Source organism: Chishuiella changwenlii (assembly GCF_900142565.1).
Classification (GTDB): domain Bacteria; phylum Bacteroidota; class Bacteroidia; order Flavobacteriales; family Weeksellaceae; genus Empedobacter; species Empedobacter changwenlii.
The window spans coordinates 340322-362367 of record NZ_FRBH01000002.1; the positions used below are offsets into that span (position 1 = coordinate 340322).

17 protein-coding genes and 1 rRNA gene are annotated in these 22046 nt (G+C 30.3%); 10 read left to right on the forward strand and 8 right to left on the reverse strand.

Annotation, left to right across the window (positions count from 1 at the left end; all coding sequences use genetic code 11):
- Positions 1-24: 24 nt before the first annotated feature.
- From BUA86_RS03190 to BUA86_RS03210, 5 genes are all read right to left on the reverse strand, one after another.
- Positions 25-372 (reverse strand): hypothetical protein, encoded by a 348-nt coding sequence (locus BUA86_RS03190; RefSeq protein WP_072929784.1) that lies wholly within the window; start codon positions 370-372, stop codon positions 25-27.
- Between the two features lie 177 nt (positions 373-549).
- Positions 550-1404: a sugar phosphate isomerase/epimerase family protein gene (locus tag BUA86_RS03195; RefSeq protein WP_072929786.1), complete on the reverse strand. Its 855-nt coding sequence runs from the start codon at positions 1402-1404 to the stop codon at positions 550-552.
- 20 nt (positions 1405-1424) lie between these two features.
- On the reverse strand, positions 1425-2648 hold the full coding sequence (locus BUA86_RS03200) for a sugar MFS transporter (protein WP_072929788.1): 1224 nt from the start codon (positions 2646-2648) through the stop codon (positions 1425-1427).
- On the reverse strand, positions 2638-3594 hold the full coding sequence (locus BUA86_RS03205; RefSeq protein WP_072929790.1) for a carbohydrate kinase family protein: 957 nt from the start codon (positions 3592-3594) through the stop codon (positions 2638-2640). The genes BUA86_RS03200 and BUA86_RS03205 overlap by 11 nt, the downstream gene beginning before the upstream one ends.
- 43 nt (positions 3595-3637) lie before the next feature.
- Complete coding sequence (locus BUA86_RS03210) at positions 3638-4642, reverse strand: LacI family DNA-binding transcriptional regulator (protein WP_072929792.1); 1005 nt, start codon at positions 4640-4642, stop codon at positions 3638-3640.
- Between the two features lie 366 nt (positions 4643-5008).
- Between BUA86_RS03210 and BUA86_RS03215 the strand changes: the two genes are divergently transcribed.
- On the forward strand, positions 5009-5473 hold the full coding sequence (locus BUA86_RS03215; protein ID WP_072929793.1) for a Dps family protein: 465 nt from the start codon (positions 5009-5011) through the stop codon (positions 5471-5473).
- Positions 5474-5582: 109 nt separating this feature from the next.
- On the opposite strand, the gene BUA86_RS03220 is transcribed toward BUA86_RS03215, so the two are convergent.
- Together BUA86_RS03220 and BUA86_RS03225 are read right to left on the reverse strand one after the other, a co-directional pair.
- Complete coding sequence (locus BUA86_RS03220; RefSeq protein WP_072929795.1) at positions 5583-5909, reverse strand: YegP family protein; 327 nt, start codon at positions 5907-5909, stop codon at positions 5583-5585.
- Positions 5910-6049: 140 nt separating this feature from the next.
- Positions 6050-7999 carry a KUP/HAK/KT family potassium transporter gene (locus tag BUA86_RS03225; RefSeq protein WP_072929797.1) on the reverse strand — a complete coding sequence of 650 codons (1950 nt, stop codon included), beginning with the start codon at positions 7997-7999 and terminating at the stop codon, positions 6050-6052.
- A gap of 514 nt (positions 8000-8513) precedes the next feature.
- Here BUA86_RS03225 and BUA86_RS03230 point away from each other — a divergent pair.
- The 6 genes from BUA86_RS03230 to BUA86_RS03255 all read left to right on the forward strand — a co-directional run bounded on the left by BUA86_RS03230 (position 8514) and on the right by BUA86_RS03255 (position 16393).
- Positions 8514-8975, forward strand: coding sequence for a MarR family winged helix-turn-helix transcriptional regulator (locus BUA86_RS03230; RefSeq protein WP_072929799.1), 462 nt, complete (start codon positions 8514-8516; stop codon positions 8973-8975).
- Positions 8959-11358 (forward strand): 3-hydroxyacyl-CoA dehydrogenase/enoyl-CoA hydratase family protein, encoded by a 2400-nt coding sequence (locus tag BUA86_RS03235; protein WP_072929801.1) that lies wholly within the window; start codon positions 8959-8961, stop codon positions 11356-11358. The genes BUA86_RS03230 and BUA86_RS03235 overlap by 17 nt, the downstream gene beginning before the upstream one ends.
- 38 nt (positions 11359-11396) lie before the next feature.
- A complete protein-coding gene (locus BUA86_RS03240) occupies positions 11397-11747 on the forward strand; it encodes a four helix bundle protein (RefSeq protein WP_072929803.1) in 351 nt (116 codons plus the stop codon).
- Between the two features lie 50 nt (positions 11748-11797).
- Positions 11798-12979 (forward strand): thiolase family protein, encoded by a 1182-nt coding sequence (locus BUA86_RS03245; RefSeq protein ID WP_072929804.1) that lies wholly within the window; start codon positions 11798-11800, stop codon positions 12977-12979.
- A 108-nt stretch (positions 12980-13087) separates the two neighbouring features.
- Entirely contained in the window at positions 13088-14890 is a 1803-nt protein-coding gene (locus tag BUA86_RS03250) for an acyl-CoA dehydrogenase family protein (protein ID WP_072929806.1), read from the forward strand.
- 813 nt (positions 14891-15703) lie between these two features.
- Positions 15704-16393 (forward strand): SIR2 family NAD-dependent protein deacylase, encoded by a 690-nt coding sequence (locus BUA86_RS03255; protein ID WP_072929808.1) that lies wholly within the window; start codon positions 15704-15706, stop codon positions 16391-16393.
- On the opposite strand, the gene BUA86_RS03260 is transcribed toward BUA86_RS03255, so the two are convergent.
- Entirely contained in the window at positions 16378-17358 is a 981-nt protein-coding gene (locus tag BUA86_RS03260; protein WP_072929810.1) for an AraC family transcriptional regulator, read from the reverse strand. The two genes, BUA86_RS03255 and BUA86_RS03260, sit on opposite strands and share 16 nt — an antisense overlap.
- A 96-nt stretch (positions 17359-17454) precedes the next feature.
- Between BUA86_RS03260 and BUA86_RS03265 the strand changes: the two genes are divergently transcribed.
- From BUA86_RS03265 to BUA86_RS03275, 3 genes are all read left to right on the forward strand, one after another.
- On the forward strand, positions 17455-19881 hold the full coding sequence (locus tag BUA86_RS03265; protein ID WP_072929811.1) for a TonB-dependent receptor: 2427 nt from the start codon (positions 17455-17457) through the stop codon (positions 19879-19881).
- Between the two features lie 9 nt (positions 19882-19890).
- On the forward strand, positions 19891-21051 hold the full coding sequence (locus BUA86_RS03270; RefSeq protein WP_072929813.1) for a PepSY-associated TM helix domain-containing protein: 1161 nt from the start codon (positions 19891-19893) through the stop codon (positions 21049-21051).
- An 814-nt stretch (positions 21052-21865) separates the two neighbouring features.
- A 16S ribosomal RNA gene (locus BUA86_RS03275) occupies positions 21866-22046 on the forward strand; the annotation flags it as partial.

The following is a 22046-nucleotide window of genomic DNA, read 5'->3' on the forward strand; positions in this document are numbered from 1 at the left end:
TCATTTAATGAAGCGTTTTTAAGTTTATAGTGTAACATGTTTTTCGATGTATTCTGCTAAAATATTTTTCTGTTGAGAATTTAAATTTTTTATTTTGATAGTTAAATCACTTCTTGATAATAAAGAAAGAGTATCATAAGGAACATATTCTATATTTAAATGATTAGATGAATCGAAGTAAATATCATTTATTATCTGTGTTTCTTTACCATTAAAATAAATGGCATTTGAAAGTATTTTAGAAGCAAATGGATTTATAGTAAAAAATGGAACAATATAAATATGCTCATCTTTAATATAAATATTAAAAAAATTAAAACTCGAACGACTATTTATTTGGGATATTGATCCCCAAAATATACTTAAACTCAATAGTAGAGAAAGTTCTCAATTTTTTTGAAGTAATAGTGCTCAATATAAAACTGTAAATAGAAAGACAAAGTCCTATAGAAACGAATATTAAATACCAATCAGATAAAAATGATGACATACATTTTTTTATAAACTCCACAAATGTATTACTTCTACAATATAAAGAAGTAATACTAATTAATTAAAATGTAATTCTACTTTCTCTTTCATAAATTGAAGACTTCTTACAGCTAAATCTTCGGCATTATATGTAGACTCTTGCCAAAGAGAAACTGCATTTGACATTCCTTTTACTTGTGAAGAGAAATTTTCTAAAACCAAATTACCCGAAAAGTTTATTTTATTTAGAGCGATAAATAACTCGTCCCAGTTTACAGTTCCCTCACCTAACATTCCTCTATTAGATTCTGTTATATGAAGATGTTTTAATTTATTATTGGCTAATAAAATAGGATCATTAAAATTATCTTCCTCAATATTCATATGGAAGGTATCTAAATGCAAAAATAAATTATCACAATTTGTTTTACCGATTAAATCCAACACATTTTTAGCAGTATTACAAACATAAGATTCGTATCTATTAATTGGTTCTATAGCAATGGAAATTCCATATTGAGAAGCATAACTTGCTGCTTCTTGCCAAACTTCAATTATCGTATTCTTTTCCTCGTTTGTTATTGTATTTCCAGAAAAGTAACCTAAACCACTATGTAAAACTCCTCCTAAGAAATCTGTTTCTAATTCGGCAGTGTAGTTTATTGCTTTTTTAATTAATACTAAACTTTCTTTTGGATAAGAAGAGATATGAGCATTTGCAGGTAAATTAAAAGAACAAACAACATCTAGGTGATACTTTTCAAGTTCTTTCTTAACTTCTTTTACTTCGAATTCCTGATAAGGAGGAAGTAAAATTTCTAATAAATCAAACTGATGTTTAGCAGTTTGTTCAATCGCATATTTTCCTGCACTTAATTCCCAATTGGGTAATATCCATGATAGTAATGAACAACCAAATTTTATATTTTCCATTTGTTTAATCGTTTAATCAATTATGAATTAGATTTTGGTTTATATAATTTTAAAGCAAAAAGCAATATAACAGCATAACAAACTATAGGTAGATAATAGGAATGTGCAATATTTTTTTCGGCAATTTTACCCATTAATTGAGGAAAGACTGCACCTCCAAACATTGCCATTACTAAGAAAGAGGAAGCTTGATGCACTTTATTTCCTAGATTTTTTAATCCCAAACTAAAAATAGTTGGATACATAACACTCAAGAAAAAATTTAATGAGATTAATGACACAAAAGAAATCATTCCTAAATCTTGCGCAATAATCACACAAAGAATAACATTACATAATGTAAAAGCAGCTAATAAAATATTTGGTTTAATGAATTTCATCAAGTAAGTTCCTACAAAGCGACCAATCATCATTAATCCTAAACTTAACGAAAAATAGTAAGAAGCTGTTGTTTCAGAATACTTCATTCTTTCTACTGTGTAATTAATGAAGTAAGCCCATGTTCCTGCTTGTGCTCCAATATTAAAAAATTGAGCAATTACAGCATAAATAAAATGTTTCTGTTTGTATAAAGGAGTATCGTTATTCGTATTTTGTACATCAGAATTCGTTTCTTCTGCATGAGGATCATTTAAATTTGGAACCTTTACAACAGAAAAAATAATGAAATAGAAAATAATAAAAGCAGCAATACAACTGTATAATATTTTTACAGAATCTAAACCATTTGATGATTCATTAAAAATAAAGAATCCTCCCAGTAATGGACCTAATATAGCACCCAGTCCGTTAAAGCCTTGTGCAAAGTTAACACGCTGATCACTTGTTTTTTCATTTCCCAATGCCGCAACAAAAGGATGAGCAACTGTTTCTAAAGTTGCCAAACCAGCAGATAATATAAAGAGTGCTACTCTAAATAAATTAAAAGATAAATAATTAGATGCTGGTATAAATAATAGTGCACCAAAAGCATATAAAGCTAATCCTAATTGTACACCATTTTTATACCCATATCTTTTTAAAAACATACCTGCTGGAATTCCCATTATAGCATAAGCACCAAACATTGAGAATTGTACCAAACCAGATTTTGCTTTCGAAATATGTAAAACATCTTGAAAATGTTTATTCAAAACATCTCCCATTGTAATTGCAATTGCCCAAAGTAAAAATAAGCTGCATACTAGGAAAAATAGTAGAGTATATTTCTTTTCTGTTAAACCAATTTTTTCTTTATTTTCCATGAGGCATATTTTTCATATTTGTTATTACATCATTATAATTTGTCGGATGTTTTTCTTTAAATAATTCAAATTCTTCTAAGGAATATTCAGGACAAGCACCTTTGTTAGAAGTTATAAACGCACCTAATGCTGTAGCATACTCCATTGTTTCGAAAGGATTTTTATTGTTGATTCTCTTTGTAAGAAAACCTGCTAAAAATGAATCTCCACTTCCAACCGTATCATTTATTGTAATTTCTACTGCTGGGAATTGATAATGCTCGTCTTTTTTATAATAGATAGCACCTTTACTTCCTTTAGATACAATAATCTCATCTAGTTTAAAATAATCTTGTACATATTTAATACTATCTGCTTCGTTCGTATATTCTTTGTCGATAAATTCTAAAACCATTCTTAATTCAGCTTTATTAAACTTTGCTAAATGAGTATGGTGTAAAATATCTTTTATAACTTTTTCATCTATAAAAGGAGGACGAAGATTAATATCGAAAACATTAAATGTTGCATTTTCCATTAAAGAAAATAAAGTTTCTCTCGATACTTTGTTTCTTGTTGCTAAACTTCCAAAAACGAATGCTTTTGCTTCTTTTACAAAATTTAAATCTTTTTCTGTTAATTGAATATTATCCCAAGCAACATTATTTACGATATCATAAATAGCATCGTTATCTTCATCAAAAGTCGCAATAACAGTTCCTGTTGCATTCTCATTATCCAACTGTAAACCAGTAGGGTTTATTTTTCTACTTGTAGTTACCTCTAATAATTCTCTCCCTAATTGATCATCTCCGATTCTACTTATCATATGAGAATCAATTCCCATTTTAGTTAAGTTATATGAAACATTGAATGGTGCTCCACCTATTCTTTTTCCATCAGGAAAAATATCCCAAAGAATTTCTCCAAAACATACAATTTCTGGTGTACTTGTTATTTCTCTCATATTTAAATTATGGTTAAACGTTTAATCATTTAATTAAATAAAATTAGTTTGTGCTTTCTCTTAAAATAAGTTCAGCGCAAAGCTCTTTATTTTGTATTACTTTATTTTTATTATTTATGTTATTAATAATCATTTCTAATGCATTTTGCGCAATCTCATCTAAAGGTTGTTTTACATACGAAATTTCAACAGGAAATAACTCATACGCTTCAGATTCGTCGAATGCAATAACTTGTAGCTCTTCAGGAATATTTATATTTCGTTTTAATAAATATTTTAAACCAGAAAATGCTAATTTATTACTTGTAAAGAAAATAGAATCAGGTTTATTATCTCCATTAAAATGTTTATCTAATCCTGCATAAACATCTTTCTGAATATCGTCTATCTTAACTTTTATACTTTCTAATTCTTTAATATTATTTTCTTTAATCGCTTTATAAAAACCAAAATCTCTCTCTAGTAAATTACCAAGAGTTGTTTCGTAAGAAACTAATAAAGGTTTTTTAGAGCCTTTTTTTATTAGTGTGTTAGTTACTTCAAAAGAAATTTCTTCATTGTTAATTTTTATTCCATTTGAATTTATTCCATCCAAATTTCTATCTAAAATTATATAAGGAAACTTTTCCTGATTTAACTTTAAAAAGCTTTTTTCACTGTTTTCAACAGGAGCTAAAATAAGACCATCAACTTGTTGATCAATAAAGAAATTGATTAATTTATCAAACTTCTCGTTATTTTCTCCAGAACTTCCAATGATAATTGTGTAACCAATTTTTAAAGCTTCTTCCTCTAATATTTTCGCAATTTTACCAAAAAACGGATTCGCAATGTCAGCTACAATCAGTCCTAAAATCTTCGACTGATTTGTTTTTAAGCTTTTTGCAATTTTATTCGGTCTATAATTTAATTTTTCAGCTGCTTCTTTAATACGATTTGCAGTACTTTCGCTAATACGATTATTCGGCATCTTATTTAAAACATAAGATACAGATGCAATGGATACATTCGCTAAGTTTGCAACATCTTTAATAGAAACCTTTTTCAAAACTATTTTATTGAACACAAAATTATAATTATTTTTGAGTTGTACAATATACACTTATCAATAATTTGATTTGTAAAAGCTTATAAAAACATATTCTTAAACTCATTAAGATGGAAAATAGGAAGATGATATGTATGTTAATTTTTTTTGGCTGTACTTTAAATAATTTTTAACGTTTAGAAATAGATTTATTGAATATTCTACTATAGTTTTGCCATGTGAAAGATAATAATTCTAATCTTTCAATAGTTTTTAATAATAATAGAATAGATTTTTGGTTTTGTAAATCTTTTGAAGATTATTTTTTTGGATTGAAATTTGTATCAACAATAACAATCGAAATTAGTAATATAAAAACAAAACAAAATGAGTTTATTATCGCCAGAAAGAAAGCAAAAAATTGCTGATATTTTAATTAAATTATTAGCAGATGAGCATATTTTATATTTAAAAACAAGAAATGCACATTGGAATGTTGAAGGACCAGATTTCCAAACAATTCATGTCTATTTCGAGTCAATATACAATGAATTACAAATTGTAATTGACGATGTAGCAGAGAAAATACGTCAGAAAGATGTATACGCACCTGCAACGATGAGTGAGTATTTGCAGTTAACTCATTTATCAGAAGCAAGAAAAACTGAAAACAAAGATAGTTTAAGTTTTATTGCTGATTTGCTTCACGATTATGAAGTTATTATTAACTTTTTAACGGGAGCTGTAGTAGAAATTGAAGAATATAAAGATATTGCAACTTCAGATTTCTTAGTTGGCTTGTTAGAGCAACATCAAAAAACTGCTTGGATGCTTAGATCGCATCTTAAATAAAGTTGAACATTATTTTACTTCATAAGTTTTTAGTGTTAATTCATATTAGTGTTAATTAGGTTGAAAGCCTTGGTTTATCCAAGGCTTCAGCTTTTTATAGAAGTTTCTTCTACTCTTCAATTTCTTTTACTGATGCGTCTGGCGCATTTGTTTTAACAGAAGCGATACCATTTTTAGCACCAGATTCTGATTCATAAGACTGACTTGTTCCTATAACTTGTCCATTAGTAGCCTTTAAATTAAAATGCCACTTTCCAGAAGTTCCTTGCTTTAAATCATATTTAGAATCATCTTGCGAATTTTTGCGAACAGATTCTATACCATTCTCACAACTTGCTTTTTGCTTGTATCCTTCGCTTGCTAAAATGTTTTGTCCATTTTTAGCTTTTAATCGGAAACGAAATTCTCCTGCTTTGTCCTTATAAATTTCAAACATAATAAATAGTGTTTATTAAAATTAGTTTTATTTGATTAGGTTAAATTTAATAAATTTTTTTTGATACTAATTGAAAATCAATTTAATTGATGTTTATTTTAACTAAAAAAAGCCTAAAAAATATTTTTAGGCTTTTGTAATTATTCTATTCTTGTTAATCCTTCTAGGTTATCTTTATGGACATAAAGCGGGATGTGTTCTACGATGACATCGTTTTTTTCTATCCCAAACGATTTCGGAATATTGAATTCTATTTTCTTTAAGATGTAATAAATTTTTAAAGTAAAGAACTCTTTCATACTTAATTTTGTCTCGATTGAAGGGAATTTTTCAATTAAAACAAATTTCATATCAGGATCTTGATTATATTTTTTTAAACAAGGACTTAAATATTTTAATTGTAATTCACCATTTAGATACATGTCATTAATAACTTTCTTAATGTATTGTTCTGTTTTAGGCTGAACACGGAATCCGATATTAAAAGTTAATCGGTATATCTTTTCATCAACTATAGGAGTAATCTTATAGTTTAATGTATAAGGTTCACTATCTCTATTTAAATTAACAAACCAATAAACATCTGCACGCTTAGGGCGTTTATTTAAAATAGATTGAATACTATATTTTTCAACTGTTTTAACATTCGTAGACTTCGTTAAGTAAAATAAGAACGTCGAAAATTTATTCACTGTTTTATCTTCACTTAATTCTGTTAATGTGTTGGCATATCGTCTTATTTTAACGAACTCTAGATTTCTAGAATTTAATATTTTACCATAGAAACTACAATACATGATTACAAAGAATAACCACCCCATTAATAATGCTAAATATCCTCCTTCAACAAACTTCACAACATTTGCAATAAAGAACGAAGTCTCTATTGAAACAAAAATTCCTAAAATTAAAACAATGAAAACCTTGTTGAGGTTTGTGTAATAGTTGAGGTAATAGGATAATAGGAAAGTTGTCATTAACATGGTCACCGTGATTGCTAAACCATATGCAGCTTCCATGTGAGAAGAGTCTCTAAAATATAAAACAATAAAAACGCATCCTGCCCATAACATAAAATTTATAGTCGGAATATATACTTGACTTTTATGTTCGTTTGGCTGAATAATTAATGTTCTTGGCCAGTAACCAAGGTTAATTGCTTCATTAATTAATGTAAATGATCCTGTAATTAAAGCTTGAGATGCAATGATTGCAGCACCAGTTGCAATACAAATTCCAGGGATTAGGAACCAATCTGGCATCATTTCATAGAAAGGATTTCTACCTCCTAAAATAGGAGATTCTTGGTGCATTAACCAAGCTGCTTGTCCTAAGTAATTTGTAACTAAACAAATTTTTACATAAATCCAGCTTATTCTGATATTCTTTCTTCCACAGTGTCCTAAATCAGAATAAAGTGCTTCTGCTCCAGTTGTACAAAGAAAAACAGCACCTAAAATCCAGAATCCATGTGGATAGTTAGTTAAAAGATTATACGCATAATAAGGGTTTAATGCCTTTATAATTCCAGGGTGGTGTACAATATGTAAAATACCTAATCCAAATAACATAGTAAACCAAAGTACCATAAAGGGACCAAATATTTTACCAACTTTATCTGTACCAAAACGTTGGAAAAAGAATAAAAGGGATAAGATTACAATAACAATAGGAATTGTGGGTAAATGTTCTAAGCCATCTAACATTCGAAGTCCTTCAACTGCCGATGAAACAGATACAGGAGGTGTTATGACACCATCTGCAATTAATGCGGATGCTCCAATAATTGTTGGAATAATTAAATTTTTACCTTTCTTTTTGATTAAAGAGTAAAGAGAAAAAATACCTCCTTCACCATCATTGTCGGCTTTTAATGTTAACCAAACGTATTTTATAGAAGTTTGAAAAAACAAAGTCCAAAAAATACAAGATACACCTCCGTAAACAATGCTTTCTTCTATCTCACGATTCTCACCAATTATCGCTTTCATTACATATAGCGGACTTGTACCTATATCACCGTAAATGATTCCAAATGCGATTAATAGAGACGCGGCCGTTACTTTTTTCATCGTGTGACTCGATTCCATAAGAAGTATTTAAATTTTCTACGAATGTATGCAGATGAAAAGAGATTCAATCATCTTATTTATTTATAATCATTAAACAATATTATACATATTATTGATAGTGTTTCTATTTTCTATTATTGAATATACTTAAGTCTATGCCTTAACTATATTCAGTTTATTATTTCGTAACACTTTCGTTTATAAGTATATTTAAAGATATAAAATTATAAGATACCAAGTTAGTATTTGTTCATTACTTCTTTGTTATAATTTATTTCTTCAATCTATTTTATAGTTCAATTAAGTTCTTTTAAAACTGTTTTATATATAAAAAGCGTGTTGTTTATTGTTGATAGCTCTACTTAGAAGCTTAAACAACCTTATTTTTTGCGCTATAATTTATGGTATTAATATTGTGTCTAATAATTTAATAATGAATTGAAATTTAATATTTAAATAAGATAAATTTAAATTAATATTATGCTTGCATAATAAAAAAACATGTATATTTGTCATACACGCATTAAAAAATATGTTAAGAGAAGATTTAACAATAGATTACTTATTACGCTCAACGTGGCTCTCTGTTCAGAAGATGTACAATGAACAAGCAGGAGTTTACGATTCTACAATGGTGTATGCATTTACATTATTATCTATAGATCCTAAAGGTGGTACACCAAGTACGTCATTAGGTCCTAAAATGGGAATAGAGCCCACAAGTTTATCTCGAACATTAAAAAACCTTGAAGAAAGAGGTTTTATAATAAGAAAGTCTAATCCAGTAGACGGGAGAAGTGTTTTAATCACATTAACCAAAGAAGGGTTAAAGATGAGAGATATTTCGAAAGACTTTGTTTTACAATTTAATGAAGCAATTAAACAACATATTGAACCAGAGAAAATGGAAATTTTCTTAGAAGTTGTATATAGAATCAATCAATTAATATCAGACAAAAAAATATTTAAAAACAATTATGAGAAGACACGTTAAACATGTAACCGTATTAGGTTCTGGGGTAATGGGTTCTGGAATTGCATGTCATTTTGCAAATATCGGAGTTCAGGTCCTAATGCTAGATATGGTTCCACGCGAGCTTACACCACAAGAGCAAGCGAAAGGATTAACTTTGGATGATAAAGTTGTTCGTAATAGAACAGCTCAATCTCATTTAGATTTTGCATTAAAAAGTAATCCATCTCCAATTTACGATAAGGCATTTGCTTCTCGTATTACTGTTGGTAATTTTGATGACGATTTAGAGAAGATTAAAAACTCTGATTGGGTAATTGAAGTTATTATCGAACGTTTAGACATTAAACAAGCGATGTTCGAAAAAGTTGATGCGTTAAGAAAACCAGGAACATTAATTACTTCTAACACTTCAGGTATTCCAATTCATTTAATGTCAGAAGGAAGATCAGAAGATTTTCAGAAGCATTTCTGTGGAACGCATTTCTTTAATCCGCCACGTTATTTAAAGTTATTTGAAGTTATCCCAGGTCCAAAAACAAATCAAGAAGTTGTAGATTTCTTTAAGCATTATGCTTCTTTGTTTTTAGGAAAAACACCAGTTTTATGTAAAGACACTCCAGGTTTCATAGGAAACAGAATTGGTGTTTATTCTATGGCAAAGATTATGGAATTAACACAAGAGCTTGGTTTAACAATAGAAGAAGCTGATACTTTAACAGGTTCTATTTTAGGAAGACCAAAAACTGGAACATTTAAGTTAGGAGATTTAGTAGGTTTAGATACTGCTTACAATGTAACTAAAGGTTTACAACAAAATACGACAGGAGATCAAATGATTCAAGAGTTAAAAGATTCTAAGTTTTTAGATTTTTTAATTGAGAATAAATTTCTTGGAGATAAAACAAAAAAAGGATTTTACTACAAAGAAGTAGATAAAGAAGGAAATACGAATCGTTTTGCTTTAAATCTAGATACGCTAGAATATCGTCCATTAGAAAGAGCAAAAGTGAACGCTGTAGAAGCGGCAAAACAAGCAGGTTCTACAAAAAATAAATTAGCAACTTTATTAAAAGATTCTGGTAAAGCAGGAGATTTAATTCGTAAACATTTTGCTTCATTATTTGCATACGTTTCTCAACGTGTTCCAGAAATTACAGATGTATTTTATCCAATAGACGATGCAATTCGTACAGGTTATGCTTGGAAATATGGACCATTTGAAACATGGGATTATGTTGGATTACAAAAAGGAATTGATTTAGTTGAATCTGAAGGTTTTCAAGTAGCGGATTGGGTAAAAGAATTGGCTAGTTCTGGTGCAGATTCTTTCTATAAATTAGAAGATGGTAAAAAATTATTTTACAATCAAAACTCTAAACAATTCGAGCCTATTCCAGGTCAAGATGCGTTTATCATTTTAGATAACATTCGTAAAACAAATGAAATTTGGTCGAATAAAGAAGCATCAATTCAAGATTTAGGAGACGGTATCATCAATTTAGAATTCCGTTCTAAAATGAACTCTTTAGGAGGTGGTGTTTTACAAGGAATTAATAAAGCGATAGAACTTGCAGAAAAAGATCACAAAGGTTTAGTTATAGGTAATCAAGCAGATAATTTTTCTGTTGGTGCCAATTTAGCTATGATTATGATGATGGCTGCTGAACAAGATTGGTGGGAGTTGAACATGGCAATTAAAATGTTCCAAGATACCATGATGCGTGTTCGTTATTCATCTATACCAGTAGTGGTTGCTCCTCACGGAATGTCACTTGGTGGTGGTTGTGAAATGACAATGCATGCAGATAAAGTTGTTGCAGCTGCAGAAACATATATTGGTTTAGTTGAAGTGGGTGTAGGTCTTATCCCTGGTGGAGGTGGATCGAAAGAATTTGCTTTACGTTCGGCTAAAAATATGTTGGCAGATGATGTTAAGACAAATCATTTACGTGATAACTTTATGAATATAGCTATGGCAAAAGTTGCGACTTCTGCTTACGAAGCTAAAAACATGGGAATCATTCGTGACCAAGATATTATTGTTGTAGATAAAGATCGTCAAATTGCAGAAGCAAAGAAACATGCAATTATTATGGCAGATGCTGGTTATACACAACCAATTCCACAGAAAGTAAAAGTATTAGGGCGAGAAGCACAAGGGATGTTCTATGTAGGAACGGATCAATTAGTTGCTGGTCGTTATGCTTCTGATCACGATCGTTTAATTGCTAATAAATTAGGTTATGTAATGACTGGAGGTAATTTATCTGAAGCGACAGAAGTATCAGAACAATACTTATTAGATTTAGAAAGAGAAGTCTTTTTATCATTATGTGGAGAAAGAAAAACATTAGAGCGTATTCAACACATGTTGAAAACAGGGAAACCGTTGAGAAATTAGGTTGTAAAATGTAAAACGTAATATGTAAAAAGTACTGTATGCATAATTTTAAAGAGTTATTAGTTTGGCAAAAATCAATGGGTTTTACAAAGAAATTTTATGAGATTACGTCAAATTTTCCTTCTAGTGAAATTTACGGGTTAACTTCTCAAATAAGAAGATCTTGTATTTCAATTCCTTCTAATATAGCAGAGGGTGCAGGAAGAAACTCAAATGCTCAATTTGCTAATTTTTTAAATATTGCATTAGGATCATCATTTGAATTAGAATGTCAGATAATATTATCGAAAGATTTAAATTTTATTCAAGAAAATATATCGGAAGAGTTATTAAGTGAATTAAAATATATTCAAAATATGTTGATAAAACTGGCGCAAAGTTTAGTTTAAAATACTTTATACTTTTTACATCGTACATAATACTTTAAAAAAATAAAAAAATGAAACAAGCATATATTGTTACAGGATATAGAACAGCTGTAGGTAAAGCACCAAAAGGAACTTTACGTTTTACTCGTCCAGATGAGTTAGCAGCAACAGTTCTTAGAAGATTAATGGAGGATTATCCAACATTAGATCCAGCACGTATCGACGATTTAATAGTTGGTTGTGCAATGCCAGAAGCGGAACAAGGATTAAACATGGCACGTTTAATCTCATTAATGGGATTAAGCACAGATAAAGTTCCAGGAGTTACAGTAAATCGTTACTGTGCATCAGGTTCTGAAGCTATAGCCTTAGCTGCAGCAAAAATTAGAACAGGAATGGCAGAATGTATAATTGCAGGAGGAGCAGAGTCTATGTCATATATTCCAATGGGAGGTTATAAACCAATTCCAGAAACCAATATGGCAAAAGACAATCCAGACTATTACTGGGGAATGGGATTAACTGCAGAAGCAGTAGCCAATGAATATAAAGTTTCGAGAGAAGATCAAGATAAATTTGCATTCAATTCGCATCAAAAAGCATTAAAAGCTTTAGCAGAAGGTAAGTTCGATTCTCAAATTGTTCCTGTTGAGGTAGATTATAATTTTTTGGATGAAAAAGAGAAAATTCAAACAAAAAAAATAACATTCAAACAAGACGAAGGTCCACGTCGAGATACATCATTAGAAGGTTTAGCAAAATTACGTCCAGTATTTGCACAAGGAGGATCTGTTACAGCAGGTAATTCTTCTCAAATGTCAGATGGTGCTGCATTTGTAATGGTAATGTCAGAAGACATGGTAAAAGAATTAGGACTAGAGCCAGTAGCTCGTTTAGTATCTTATGCAACAGTAGGTTTAGCACCTCGTATTATGGGAATGGGACCTTTATTTGCAATTCCAAAAGCATTAGAACAAGCGGGATTAAAGCAAAGTGATATTGATTTGTTCGAATTAAATGAAGCGTTTGCATCGCAATCTGTTGCAATAACACGCGAGTTAAATTTAAATTCAGACATTGTAAATGTTAATGGTGGTGCAATTGCATTAGGACATCCACTAGGATGTTCAGGAACAAAATTAACGGTTCAATTATTACATGAAATGGAAGCAAGAAAAGCAAAATATGGTATGGTGACTATGTGTGTAGGAACTGGACAAGGTGCTGCTTCTGTTTTTGAGTATTTAAAATAAAAAAGAGATTTGAGATGTAAGAAATAAGATGTAAGATTTTTTAAATCTAGAACCTAATATCTAACATCTCAATACTAATATCTAGTATCTAAACAAAAAAATAAAACTATGTCAACAAATCCAAATAGACTTATTGGAGGTGAATATTTAATAAAAAATGCCTCTTACAACGACGTTTTTACGTTCGAAGATTTATCTGAAGAACAAAAAATGATTTTAGAATCAGCAAAAGAATTCATAGATAAAGAAGTTGTACCAAACAAACACCAAATAGAGAAAAAAGATTATGCCTTAATCGAAGAATTAATGCGTAAAATTGGTGAATTAGGTTTGTTAGGAATTTCTGTTCCAGAAGAATATGGTGGAATGGGAATGGGATTCTCTACAACAATGTTAGTTTGTGATTATATTTCTGGAGCAACAGGATCATTAGCAACAGCTTTCGGAGCGCATACAGGAATTGGAACAATGCCAATTACTTTATATGGTACAGAAGAACAAAAACAAAAATATTTACCAAAATTAGCATCAGGAGAATGGTTTGCTTCTTACTGTTTAACAGAGCCAGAAGCAGGTTCGGATGCAAACTCTGGAAAAACAAAAGCTGTATTATCAGAGGACGGTAAAGAATATATTATCACTGGACAAAAAATGTGGATAACAAATGCAGGTTTTGCAGAGTTATTTATTGTTTTTGCACGTATAGACGATGATAAAAACATTACAGGTTTTATCTTAGAAAAAGATAAAGCAGGTGAAGGATTCTCTTTAGGAGAAGAAGAAGATAAATTAGGAATTGTTTCTTCATCCACTCGTCAAGTTTTCTTAAATGAAGTTCGTGTTCCAGTAGAAAACTTATTAGGAGAAAGAAACGGAGGATTTAAAATTGCAATGAATGCATTAAACGTAGGCCGAATCAAATTGGGTGCGGCATGTTTAGATGCTCAACGTAGAATTTTAGATAACTCGTTACAATATGCTGCAGAGCGTAAACAGTTTAATACTTCTATTAACACATTCGGAGCAATTAAAGAAAAGTTAGCAGATATGGCTGTAGCTACATTTACATCAGAAGCAGGAGCTTATCGTGCTGCAAAAGATGTAGAAAATGCAATTGCAGATAATGTTGCTAAAGGAATGTCTCATGCAGAAGCAGAACTAAAAGGTATCGAAGAATATGCAATCGAAGCTTCTATCTTAAAAGTTTGGATTTCCGATGCAGCTCAAGTAGCAGCAGATCAAGGAATACAAATTTATGGAGGAATGGGATATTCTAAAGAAATGCCAATGGAAGCAGCTTGGAGAGATGCTCGTATTTCTAGAATTTACGAAGGTACAAACGAGATTAATACATTATTATGTGTATCAATGTTAGTAAAAAGAGCGTTCAAAGGACAATTGGATTTAATGTCACCAGCAATGAATGTTGCAAACGAGTTAATGTCAATTCCATCTTTTGATATTCCAGATTATACAGAACTTTTTGCACAAGAAAAAGAAATTATAGAGAACTTGAAAAAAGCTTTCTTTATGGTTGCTGGATCTGCTTTACAAAAATTTGGTGCAGAATTAGAGCAACACCAACAATTAATTATTGCAGCTTCTCATATTATGCAAGAAATTTATATGGTAGAATCAGCTTTATTACGTGCAGAGAAAATAGCAAGTACAAAAGGAGCAGATGCTGCGAAGAATGCAGTTAAATTAGTAGAATTACAATTATTTAAATCTGTAGAGATTATTAAAACAGAAGCAACTCGTGGAATTATTTCGTTTACAGAAGGAGACGAACAACGTATGATGTTGTCTGGTTTAAGAAGATTTACTCGTTACAATGAATACCCGAACGTAGTAAACTTAAAAACTGAAATTGCAGATTTTATTATTGCAGAAAATAAATACACTTTCTAAAACTCATATTTTAGATAGATAAATACAAAAGCAGTCTTTTTAAGACTGCTTTTTTTATTACTGTAAAAATTTTATTAATTGGGCGACAGCCAGGCTCTACACTTTATCTTTTGCTCGCTAGATCGCTCCACAAAAGGATACCGTTGCGATCCTTGTCGCAAAGTTGTTTGTTGTGAAATGATGATTAAAGTATTGATTATTAAAATGGTATGCTGTTTGTTTATAACTAAGAGATTGCTTTATAAGTGAGCAATTAATTATCGCTTATTTTAACTTTTAGTTGAAGAGAGCCTTGACTATCACAATCAAGGCTCTTTTTTATTTTTTATAAATAAATTTTACTCATTAAAAATAAGATAGTTATAACTTATTTCATGTGCTTTTTATAACTTTTTACAATACGACTATCGTAAATTTATCATAGTAAAAAAATAGATTATGATAATAAATGCAGCAATTTTAACATTAACAATGTTTGTAACCTTTGGAATAATATGTTTGGTGAAAATTGATGAATTAAAGAATTTAAAGTAATTACCAAAATTTCTCAATTTAAATTTTAAAAAGCGGTAAAAGTGTAACTTCTAATGGAGTTACACTTTTTTATTGGAGTAAGTTTAAATTTCCATTGCGCTAGGGATTGTAGTGAAAATCCTTTTTTTTCAAATTCGAAAAATTTAATCATCAAAAAAGATTGTAACAAAAAGCCCGCCCGTAGGGAGCGCCCTAAAAATATTAAAGCTAACTTAGATAGAGGTTAATTTTAATTTTCTCAAAACTTATGAATATATTTAGTGTGAAAAATTTAAACTAATGAAAAAGAAAATTGTTGTGCTAACAGGTGCTGGTATAAGCGCAGAAAGTGGAATTTCTACTTTTAGAGATTCGAATGGTTTATGGGAAAATCATGATATTATGGAAGTTGCATCTATAGAAGGTTATCATAGAAATCCATCATTAGTTCAAGATTTTTATAATAAGCGAAGACGTCAATTGCTTGAAGTAGAACCTAATTTGGCTCATCATTTTCTAAAAGATTTAGAAAATTATTTCGATGTAACAATTATAACTCAAAATGTAGACGATTTGCATGAGAGAGCAAATTCATCTAAAATTATTCATTTACATGGAGAATTAAGAAAAGCAAGAAGTGAGTATAATGAAACTGTAGTTGTTGATTGGAGTAACGATATTAATATAGGAGATTTTGCAGAAGATGGTTATCAACTTCGTCCACACATTGTATGGTTCGGAGAAATGGTTCCGATGATGGAAACTGCAATAGATGAGGTATTACAAGCAGATATATTAATCGTTATAGGAACATCTTTACAAGTTTATCCTGCTGCATCTTTAGTAGATTATACTAAAAATAATGCTCCTGTAATATATGTAGATCCAACAGAGTTAAATAATAATCCATCTATAATTCAAATACAGAAGAAAGCTACAGAAGCAATAAATGATTTAAAAAATATTTTATCTGATTATTCTGTAGAGTGATTTCTCATTTTATTGGGACTTGTTCCACATTCTTTTTTAAATGCCACAGAAAAAGCAGACGGAGAAGAATAACCAGTTTTATAAGCAATTTCTTTAATAGACAAATCAGAATATTTTAGCAAGTGAAGAGCGTATTTCATGTGTATTTGTGTAGAGAATTGAAAAATTCCCATTCCAAATAACTCTTTAAAACCTTTCTTTAATTTAAATTCATTTATAGCAAATTGATCTGAGAGTTGCTCTATGGTATAATATGTTTTAGGATTATGCTCTATAAAATTATGTATATCATGTAATGTATTAATATCTGTATTTTTTAGTTGTGATGAATTATTACTAAAAGAAAAAGATTTATTCTCTTCAATCCATTCAAAAATTAATTGGAGTAAATACATAATACGAGACTTCATAAAGTATTCCTTTGGTATTCCGGTTAAATTACATTCTCTTATTTCTGATATCGTATGTAACATTTGTGGAGAAATAGGAATTCCATCTTCAATTAATCGTGTAAATTTTTCTTTCGTAATAGAAGTAACAAATGATTTTATATAATTTGTTTTCTGTAGAAACTCGTTAAAGTAATCGGTTGCAACATAAATGTCTAAATTACGATAGGTTACATCTTTCTTGTAATAAATTTCAACGTCAACTCCATTTGGTGTATAATAGATGTAATTGTGGTTAGGCAGATAAGTATTTTTTTTGTCATTTATCTTATCTTCTATCGTTTGATCGTTAAAGATAAATGCTACTTCAATATATTTACTAGTAGTTGTTACAAATTTTAATGTATGATCTTTACTAAATAGATATTTGTATTCGTGAATAATAAAATCTGAATTCGAAAATATCTTATCTATATGAAATTCACATAATTCATTCTTTAAATAATTTTCTTTGTCTTGACTTAAAAAATTAAAAATCTCCTTCTCCAATGTAGAATAGTTTTCTACGGCTCCCATATTCAAACGTTTTTATACTTAATTCTAAATTTTTTAAATCTGATTAAGATTAATTTTGCGCTGTAAATTTAATTAAACTAAATCCAAATAACTAATATGTTAAAGAAGAAAATATTGCTAGGGTTAATCGTATTACCAGCAATGGCTTGGGCGCAGAACAATGGAAGCATAAACGGAAAAGTTACAGATAAAGATAATAAAGCTGTAGCAAATGCAAAAGTTGTTTTGAATGAAGGAGAACAAACTACATACACAAACAGTTTAGGAGAGTATAAGTTTGAGAATCTTTCTTCAGGTTCTTACTATATTAATATTGACGATTTAGAAATTGTAGATTCTTATTCTTTTAAAATAGATGGAGATGAGAAAATAACGTACAATTTCACAAAATCAAATTCATACGAATTGTCAACAGCAAATGTAATTGCTAATCGAACAACAATCCCATCTTCTACATTACGTTTAGGAGAAAGTTTATTGGTTACGCCTCAAAATATTCAAGTAATAGATCAACGTTTATTAAACGACCAAATGATTTTTACTTCTGCAGAAGGTTTATCAAGAAATGTTAGTGGTGTAAGAACAATTCTTCACCAAGAAGAAGGAAGTGTAGGAATTGCCGTAAGAGGTTTCCAAGCTTCTAACTTACGTAACGGGATGGATGTAAGCGGAAGCTTTGGTCCATTAAGAGAAGATATGTCTTTTGTAGATAGAGTAGAGTTTGTAAAAGGACCTGCAGGGTTCATGATGGGAAATACACGCCCAGGAGGATTCTATAATATTGTGACTAAAAAACCAATGGGGAACAATAAGAAAACGGTTCAAATGACATTGGGTAGTTATAATTTATACCGTGCAACTGCAGATATAGATCAAACATTATCTAAAGATGGAAAACTATTAGGTAGATTAAACTTAATGGGAACTAAAAAAGGAAATGTACAACAATACACAGAAAATGAACAGTTTGTTGTTAATCCATCTTTAAAGTATAATATTTCTGACGATACAAATGTAACAGTTGAGTATATCTACTCTCAAAATAATTTTGCAGGAGGTTTCTCAAAATATATTTATGGTATTGATGGTTTTAGAGATATCAAAAAATCATTTACATTCAGTGATCCTATCGTAGATCCTACAAGATCTTGGGAACATAATGTTTATGGAACTTTAAATCATAATTTTAATGCAGATTGGTTATTAACAGCACAATTCGGATATATCCGTTCAGAAATGGAAGGTTCTTCATTGTATGCGTCATTTAATACAATTGCATTAGCAGATAATTTACCAGATACAAAATCAGGACCTAAAAAAGGAGATGTAATTAGAAATTTAAGTATTGGTGATGCTTTAAATACATCTACAGTTGGTCAGGTTTTTACAAGAGGAAAATTTAAAACAGGTTCTGTAAATCATAATATATTAGCAGGAGTAGACATGGGGAAAAAATTCTATGTTGCAGACTGGTCTATTGCAGGAACAATAAAAGATCCTTCAGGAAAATTACCTACAAATGATAAAGGAGAAGTTATTTTTAATATCTACAATCCTATTTACGGTAACCTTACAAAAGATATGCTTCCTACTTATGACCGTTCAAAATCACTTAGAGAACGTGGAGCAATGTATCTTTCTAACTATTCTTACACATCGTTTCATATTCAAGATGAGGTACGTTTCTTAGAAGATAAATTAAGAATTGCTGCTGGAGTTCGTTATACATCTACAAATAAAGAATCAGCTGCTAGTCAAGGAAGACAAGTAAAAAATAATGCATTTACACCTCGTTTTAGTGTAACAGGTCTAATAACGCCTACTTTCACAGCTTATGCATTATACGATGAAACATTCGAAGAGCAAGTTGGTGTTTTAGTTGGTGGTGGAGCTGCGGATCCATCAAAAGGTAAAAACAAAGAAATTGGAGTTAAGAAAACATGGTTCGGAGGTAGATTAATGACGAATTTAACGGCATACCATCTTACAAAAACGAATATATTAACATCTGCTGGAGCTGAATTTCCTGGAATGTCAGAACAATCTGGAGAAGCAGTTTCAAAAGGAATCGAGTTCGATTTAAACGGTTCTATTAACAAGAATTGGAATATAATGTTCAATTATGCTTATACAGATGCTAAAATCACAAAAGATAATGATCCTACAAAAATAGGAGGAATGTTATATGGAACAGCTCGTCATATTTCTAATGCTTGGATAAAATATACAATTGCAGAAGGAGAACTAGAAGGTTTAGGTTTTTCTGCTGGTTACGAATATCAAGCTAAAAGAGCTGTTTGGCCAGTTGTAAAAGATCATAAATTCTTACCAGACGATTTATTTTCTATCGATTTAGGTATGTCTTACCAAAAGAATAATTACCAAATATCATTACTTGTAAATAATGTAACAGACCGTTACAATTATGTAGGTTTCTATCCAGGAGCTTGGGGATATTCTCACTATGGTTGGAGAGTTGTTAATCCAATAGGATTCAAAGTAAACTTAGCCTATACATTTTAATAAAGAAAAATGAATACAAGACAGAATAAAGTTAAGAAAAAAGGAAATCAAAGAAGTTTATTCTATCGAATATCAGCCTGGCTACATTTGTGGCTGGGCTTATTTTCTGGAATAATTATCGTTATTATAGCCATTACAGGAGGAATATTATCTTTTAAAGACGAAATCACAGATTTACTCCATCCAGAATTTGTTGTAAAAGATCAGAATACTCCAATTAAAACACCAAGTGAGCTTTATCTTCTTGCAAAACAAACATACCCAGATCAACAAGCTACTTTTATATGGCGACCAACTGGGCAAGCAGCAGTAATAGGTTTTGGAGAGCGAAACTCTGGTTATCTAATGTATGTTAATCCATATACGAGCGAAATTATAAAACGACCATCTTTTCAAAAAGAGTTCGATTTTTTTAGTTGGTCTCTACGCGGACATCGTACATTGTGGCTACCAAGAGAAATAGGAAGACCTATTATTAACTATAGTACTTTAATATTTGCAATCACACTTTTCACAGGATTGGTATTGTGGTGGCCAAAGAAATGGACAAAAGCAATAAAAAAGCAAAGTTTCACAATAAAATGGGGAGCAAAAACAAAACGATTAAATTACGATTTGCATAATGTTTTAGGATTTTATTCATTAATCATCTTGCTACTTATTTCTATTACTGGAATGTATTATGGTTTACCTTGGTTCAATAAATTTTTATATTGGTCAACATCAATGGGGAAATCAATAGAAAAATCACAAGAATTAAAATCAGATACGACAAACTATAATCCAGCAAAACTTCCAGATATGATGCAGATATCATGGGAAGATGCAACCAAAGATTCTAATCTAAAAGGTTACTATTTTACAATTCCAAAAGATTCAGTTTCTCCAATATCAATCTTTATGTATAAATCTCATCGTAAATTTTATGATATGAAGATGGCTTCTTACGATAGAAATTCTGGTAAAAAACTAGTTGATGAATCAGTTTATGCAAAAGAATTTAAAGATGCCGATTTTGCAGGAAAAGTTGTGAAATTAAATTACGATTTACACATTGGCTCTTTCGCAGGACTTTTCGGAAGAACAATCTACTTTCTCGTAACACTTATAGGAGCTTCATTGCCAATAACAGGTTTCTTAGTATGGTGGTTTAAGAAAAAGAAAAAATAATATTGAATACGAAGCAACCTTATTGGTTGCTTTTTTTTCGAGTTGTTAAACTCAAAGTATTTTGCGAAGCCAACTTTTTTGGGAAGTTGGTTTCACAAAATAATCAGGTCATTTAATCTCGAGCTTAGAAGTTGGAAACTAGAGTTTAGTTTTTAAGATGTAAGTTTATAAGGAGTAAGGTTTACTTAGTGCTCTCTGCGTAATCTTTGTGCTCTTTGCGATTAAATAATATAGAAGTTAGATTTTAGTTTTAAGATGTAAGACTATAAGATATAAGGCTTGTTTTGTCATGACTGTCGAAGCATCATTACCTATTTTCCCATCTTAAATCTCCCATCTCGTATCTATTTTCAAAAAAGTTCAAAAAATATTTTACGGTTATTCAGTTAGTTAGGCTAAAAATGTAAATTAATTGTAAAGTTGATTTGGAAAAACGGAATATTGAGTTGTATATTTGCACTCCCAATACGAAAGAAGAGTAGTATTGTAGGAATTGAAATAGTAAAGCAGTAATGTTAGTTTTAACGGGCTTTTTTTTGATGGTTGAGGTTGTAATGACTGAGATTTATAAAAGAAAAAAAGTTTTAAAATGTTTTAAAAAATATTTTGTGGTTTAAAAATATTAATTACCTTTGCAACCGCTTACAGAGACAGAGAAACGAAGTGAGTGATGAAACGAGAAGTTCATTTGAAATTTAAAATATAGACAGAAGAAATAAAGCCGATACGAAATTAGTCAATCCTTGAATAATGGAGCTATAGGAAATTCGAAGTTGTAAAAACACAGGTATTAAATTACCAAAAAAAATTATTTACAATGGAGAGTTTGATCCTGGCTCAGGATGAACGCTAGCGGGAGGCCTAACACATGCAAGCCGAGGGGTATATTTCTTTCGGGAGATAGAGACCGGCGCACGGGTGCGTAACGCGTATGCAACTTGCCCTACTGAAGGGGATAGCCCAGAGAAATTTGGATTAATACCTTATAATAGGAA

Coding starts and splice junctions, on each gene's coding strand:
- BUA86_RS03205 (WP_072929790.1), bottom strand. CDS start 3,594: ATGAGAGAAATAACAAGTACACCAGAAATTGTATGTTTTGGAGAAATT.
- BUA86_RS03245 (WP_072929804.1), top strand. CDS start 11,798: ATGAAACAAGCATATATTGTTACAGGATATAGAACAGCTGTAGGTAAA.
- BUA86_RS03270 (WP_072929813.1), top strand. CDS start 19,891: ATGAATACAAGACAGAATAAAGTTAAGAAAAAAGGAAATCAAAGAAGT.
- BUA86_RS03235 (WP_072929801.1), top strand. CDS start 8,959: ATGAGAAGACACGTTAAACATGTAACCGTATTAGGTTCTGGGGTAATG.
- BUA86_RS03200 (WP_072929788.1), bottom strand. CDS start 2,648: ATGGAAAATAAAGAAAAAATTGGTTTAACAGAAAAGAAATATACTCTA.
- BUA86_RS03225 (WP_072929797.1), bottom strand. CDS start 7,999: ATGGAATCGAGTCACACGATGAAAAAAGTAACGGCCGCGTCTCTATTA.
- BUA86_RS03250 (WP_072929806.1), top strand. CDS start 13,088: ATGTCAACAAATCCAAATAGACTTATTGGAGGTGAATATTTAATAAAA.
- BUA86_RS03260 (WP_072929810.1), bottom strand. CDS start 17,358: ATGGGAGCCGTAGAAAACTATTCTACATTGGAGAAGGAGATTTTTAAT.
- BUA86_RS03255 (WP_072929808.1), top strand. CDS start 15,704: ATGAAAAAGAAAATTGTTGTGCTAACAGGTGCTGGTATAAGCGCAGAA.
- BUA86_RS03240 (WP_072929803.1), top strand. CDS start 11,397: ATGCATAATTTTAAAGAGTTATTAGTTTGGCAAAAATCAATGGGTTTT.
- BUA86_RS03220 (WP_072929795.1), bottom strand. CDS start 5,909: ATGTTTGAAATTTATAAGGACAAAGCAGGAGAATTTCGTTTCCGATTA.
- BUA86_RS03195 (WP_072929786.1), bottom strand. CDS start 1,404: ATGGAAAATATAAAATTTGGTTGTTCATTACTATCATGGATATTACCC.
- BUA86_RS03215 (WP_072929793.1), top strand. CDS start 5,009: ATGAGTTTATTATCGCCAGAAAGAAAGCAAAAAATTGCTGATATTTTA.
- BUA86_RS03230 (WP_072929799.1), top strand. CDS start 8,514: ATGTTAAGAGAAGATTTAACAATAGATTACTTATTACGCTCAACGTGG.
- BUA86_RS03265 (WP_072929811.1), top strand. CDS start 17,455: ATGTTAAAGAAGAAAATATTGCTAGGGTTAATCGTATTACCAGCAATG.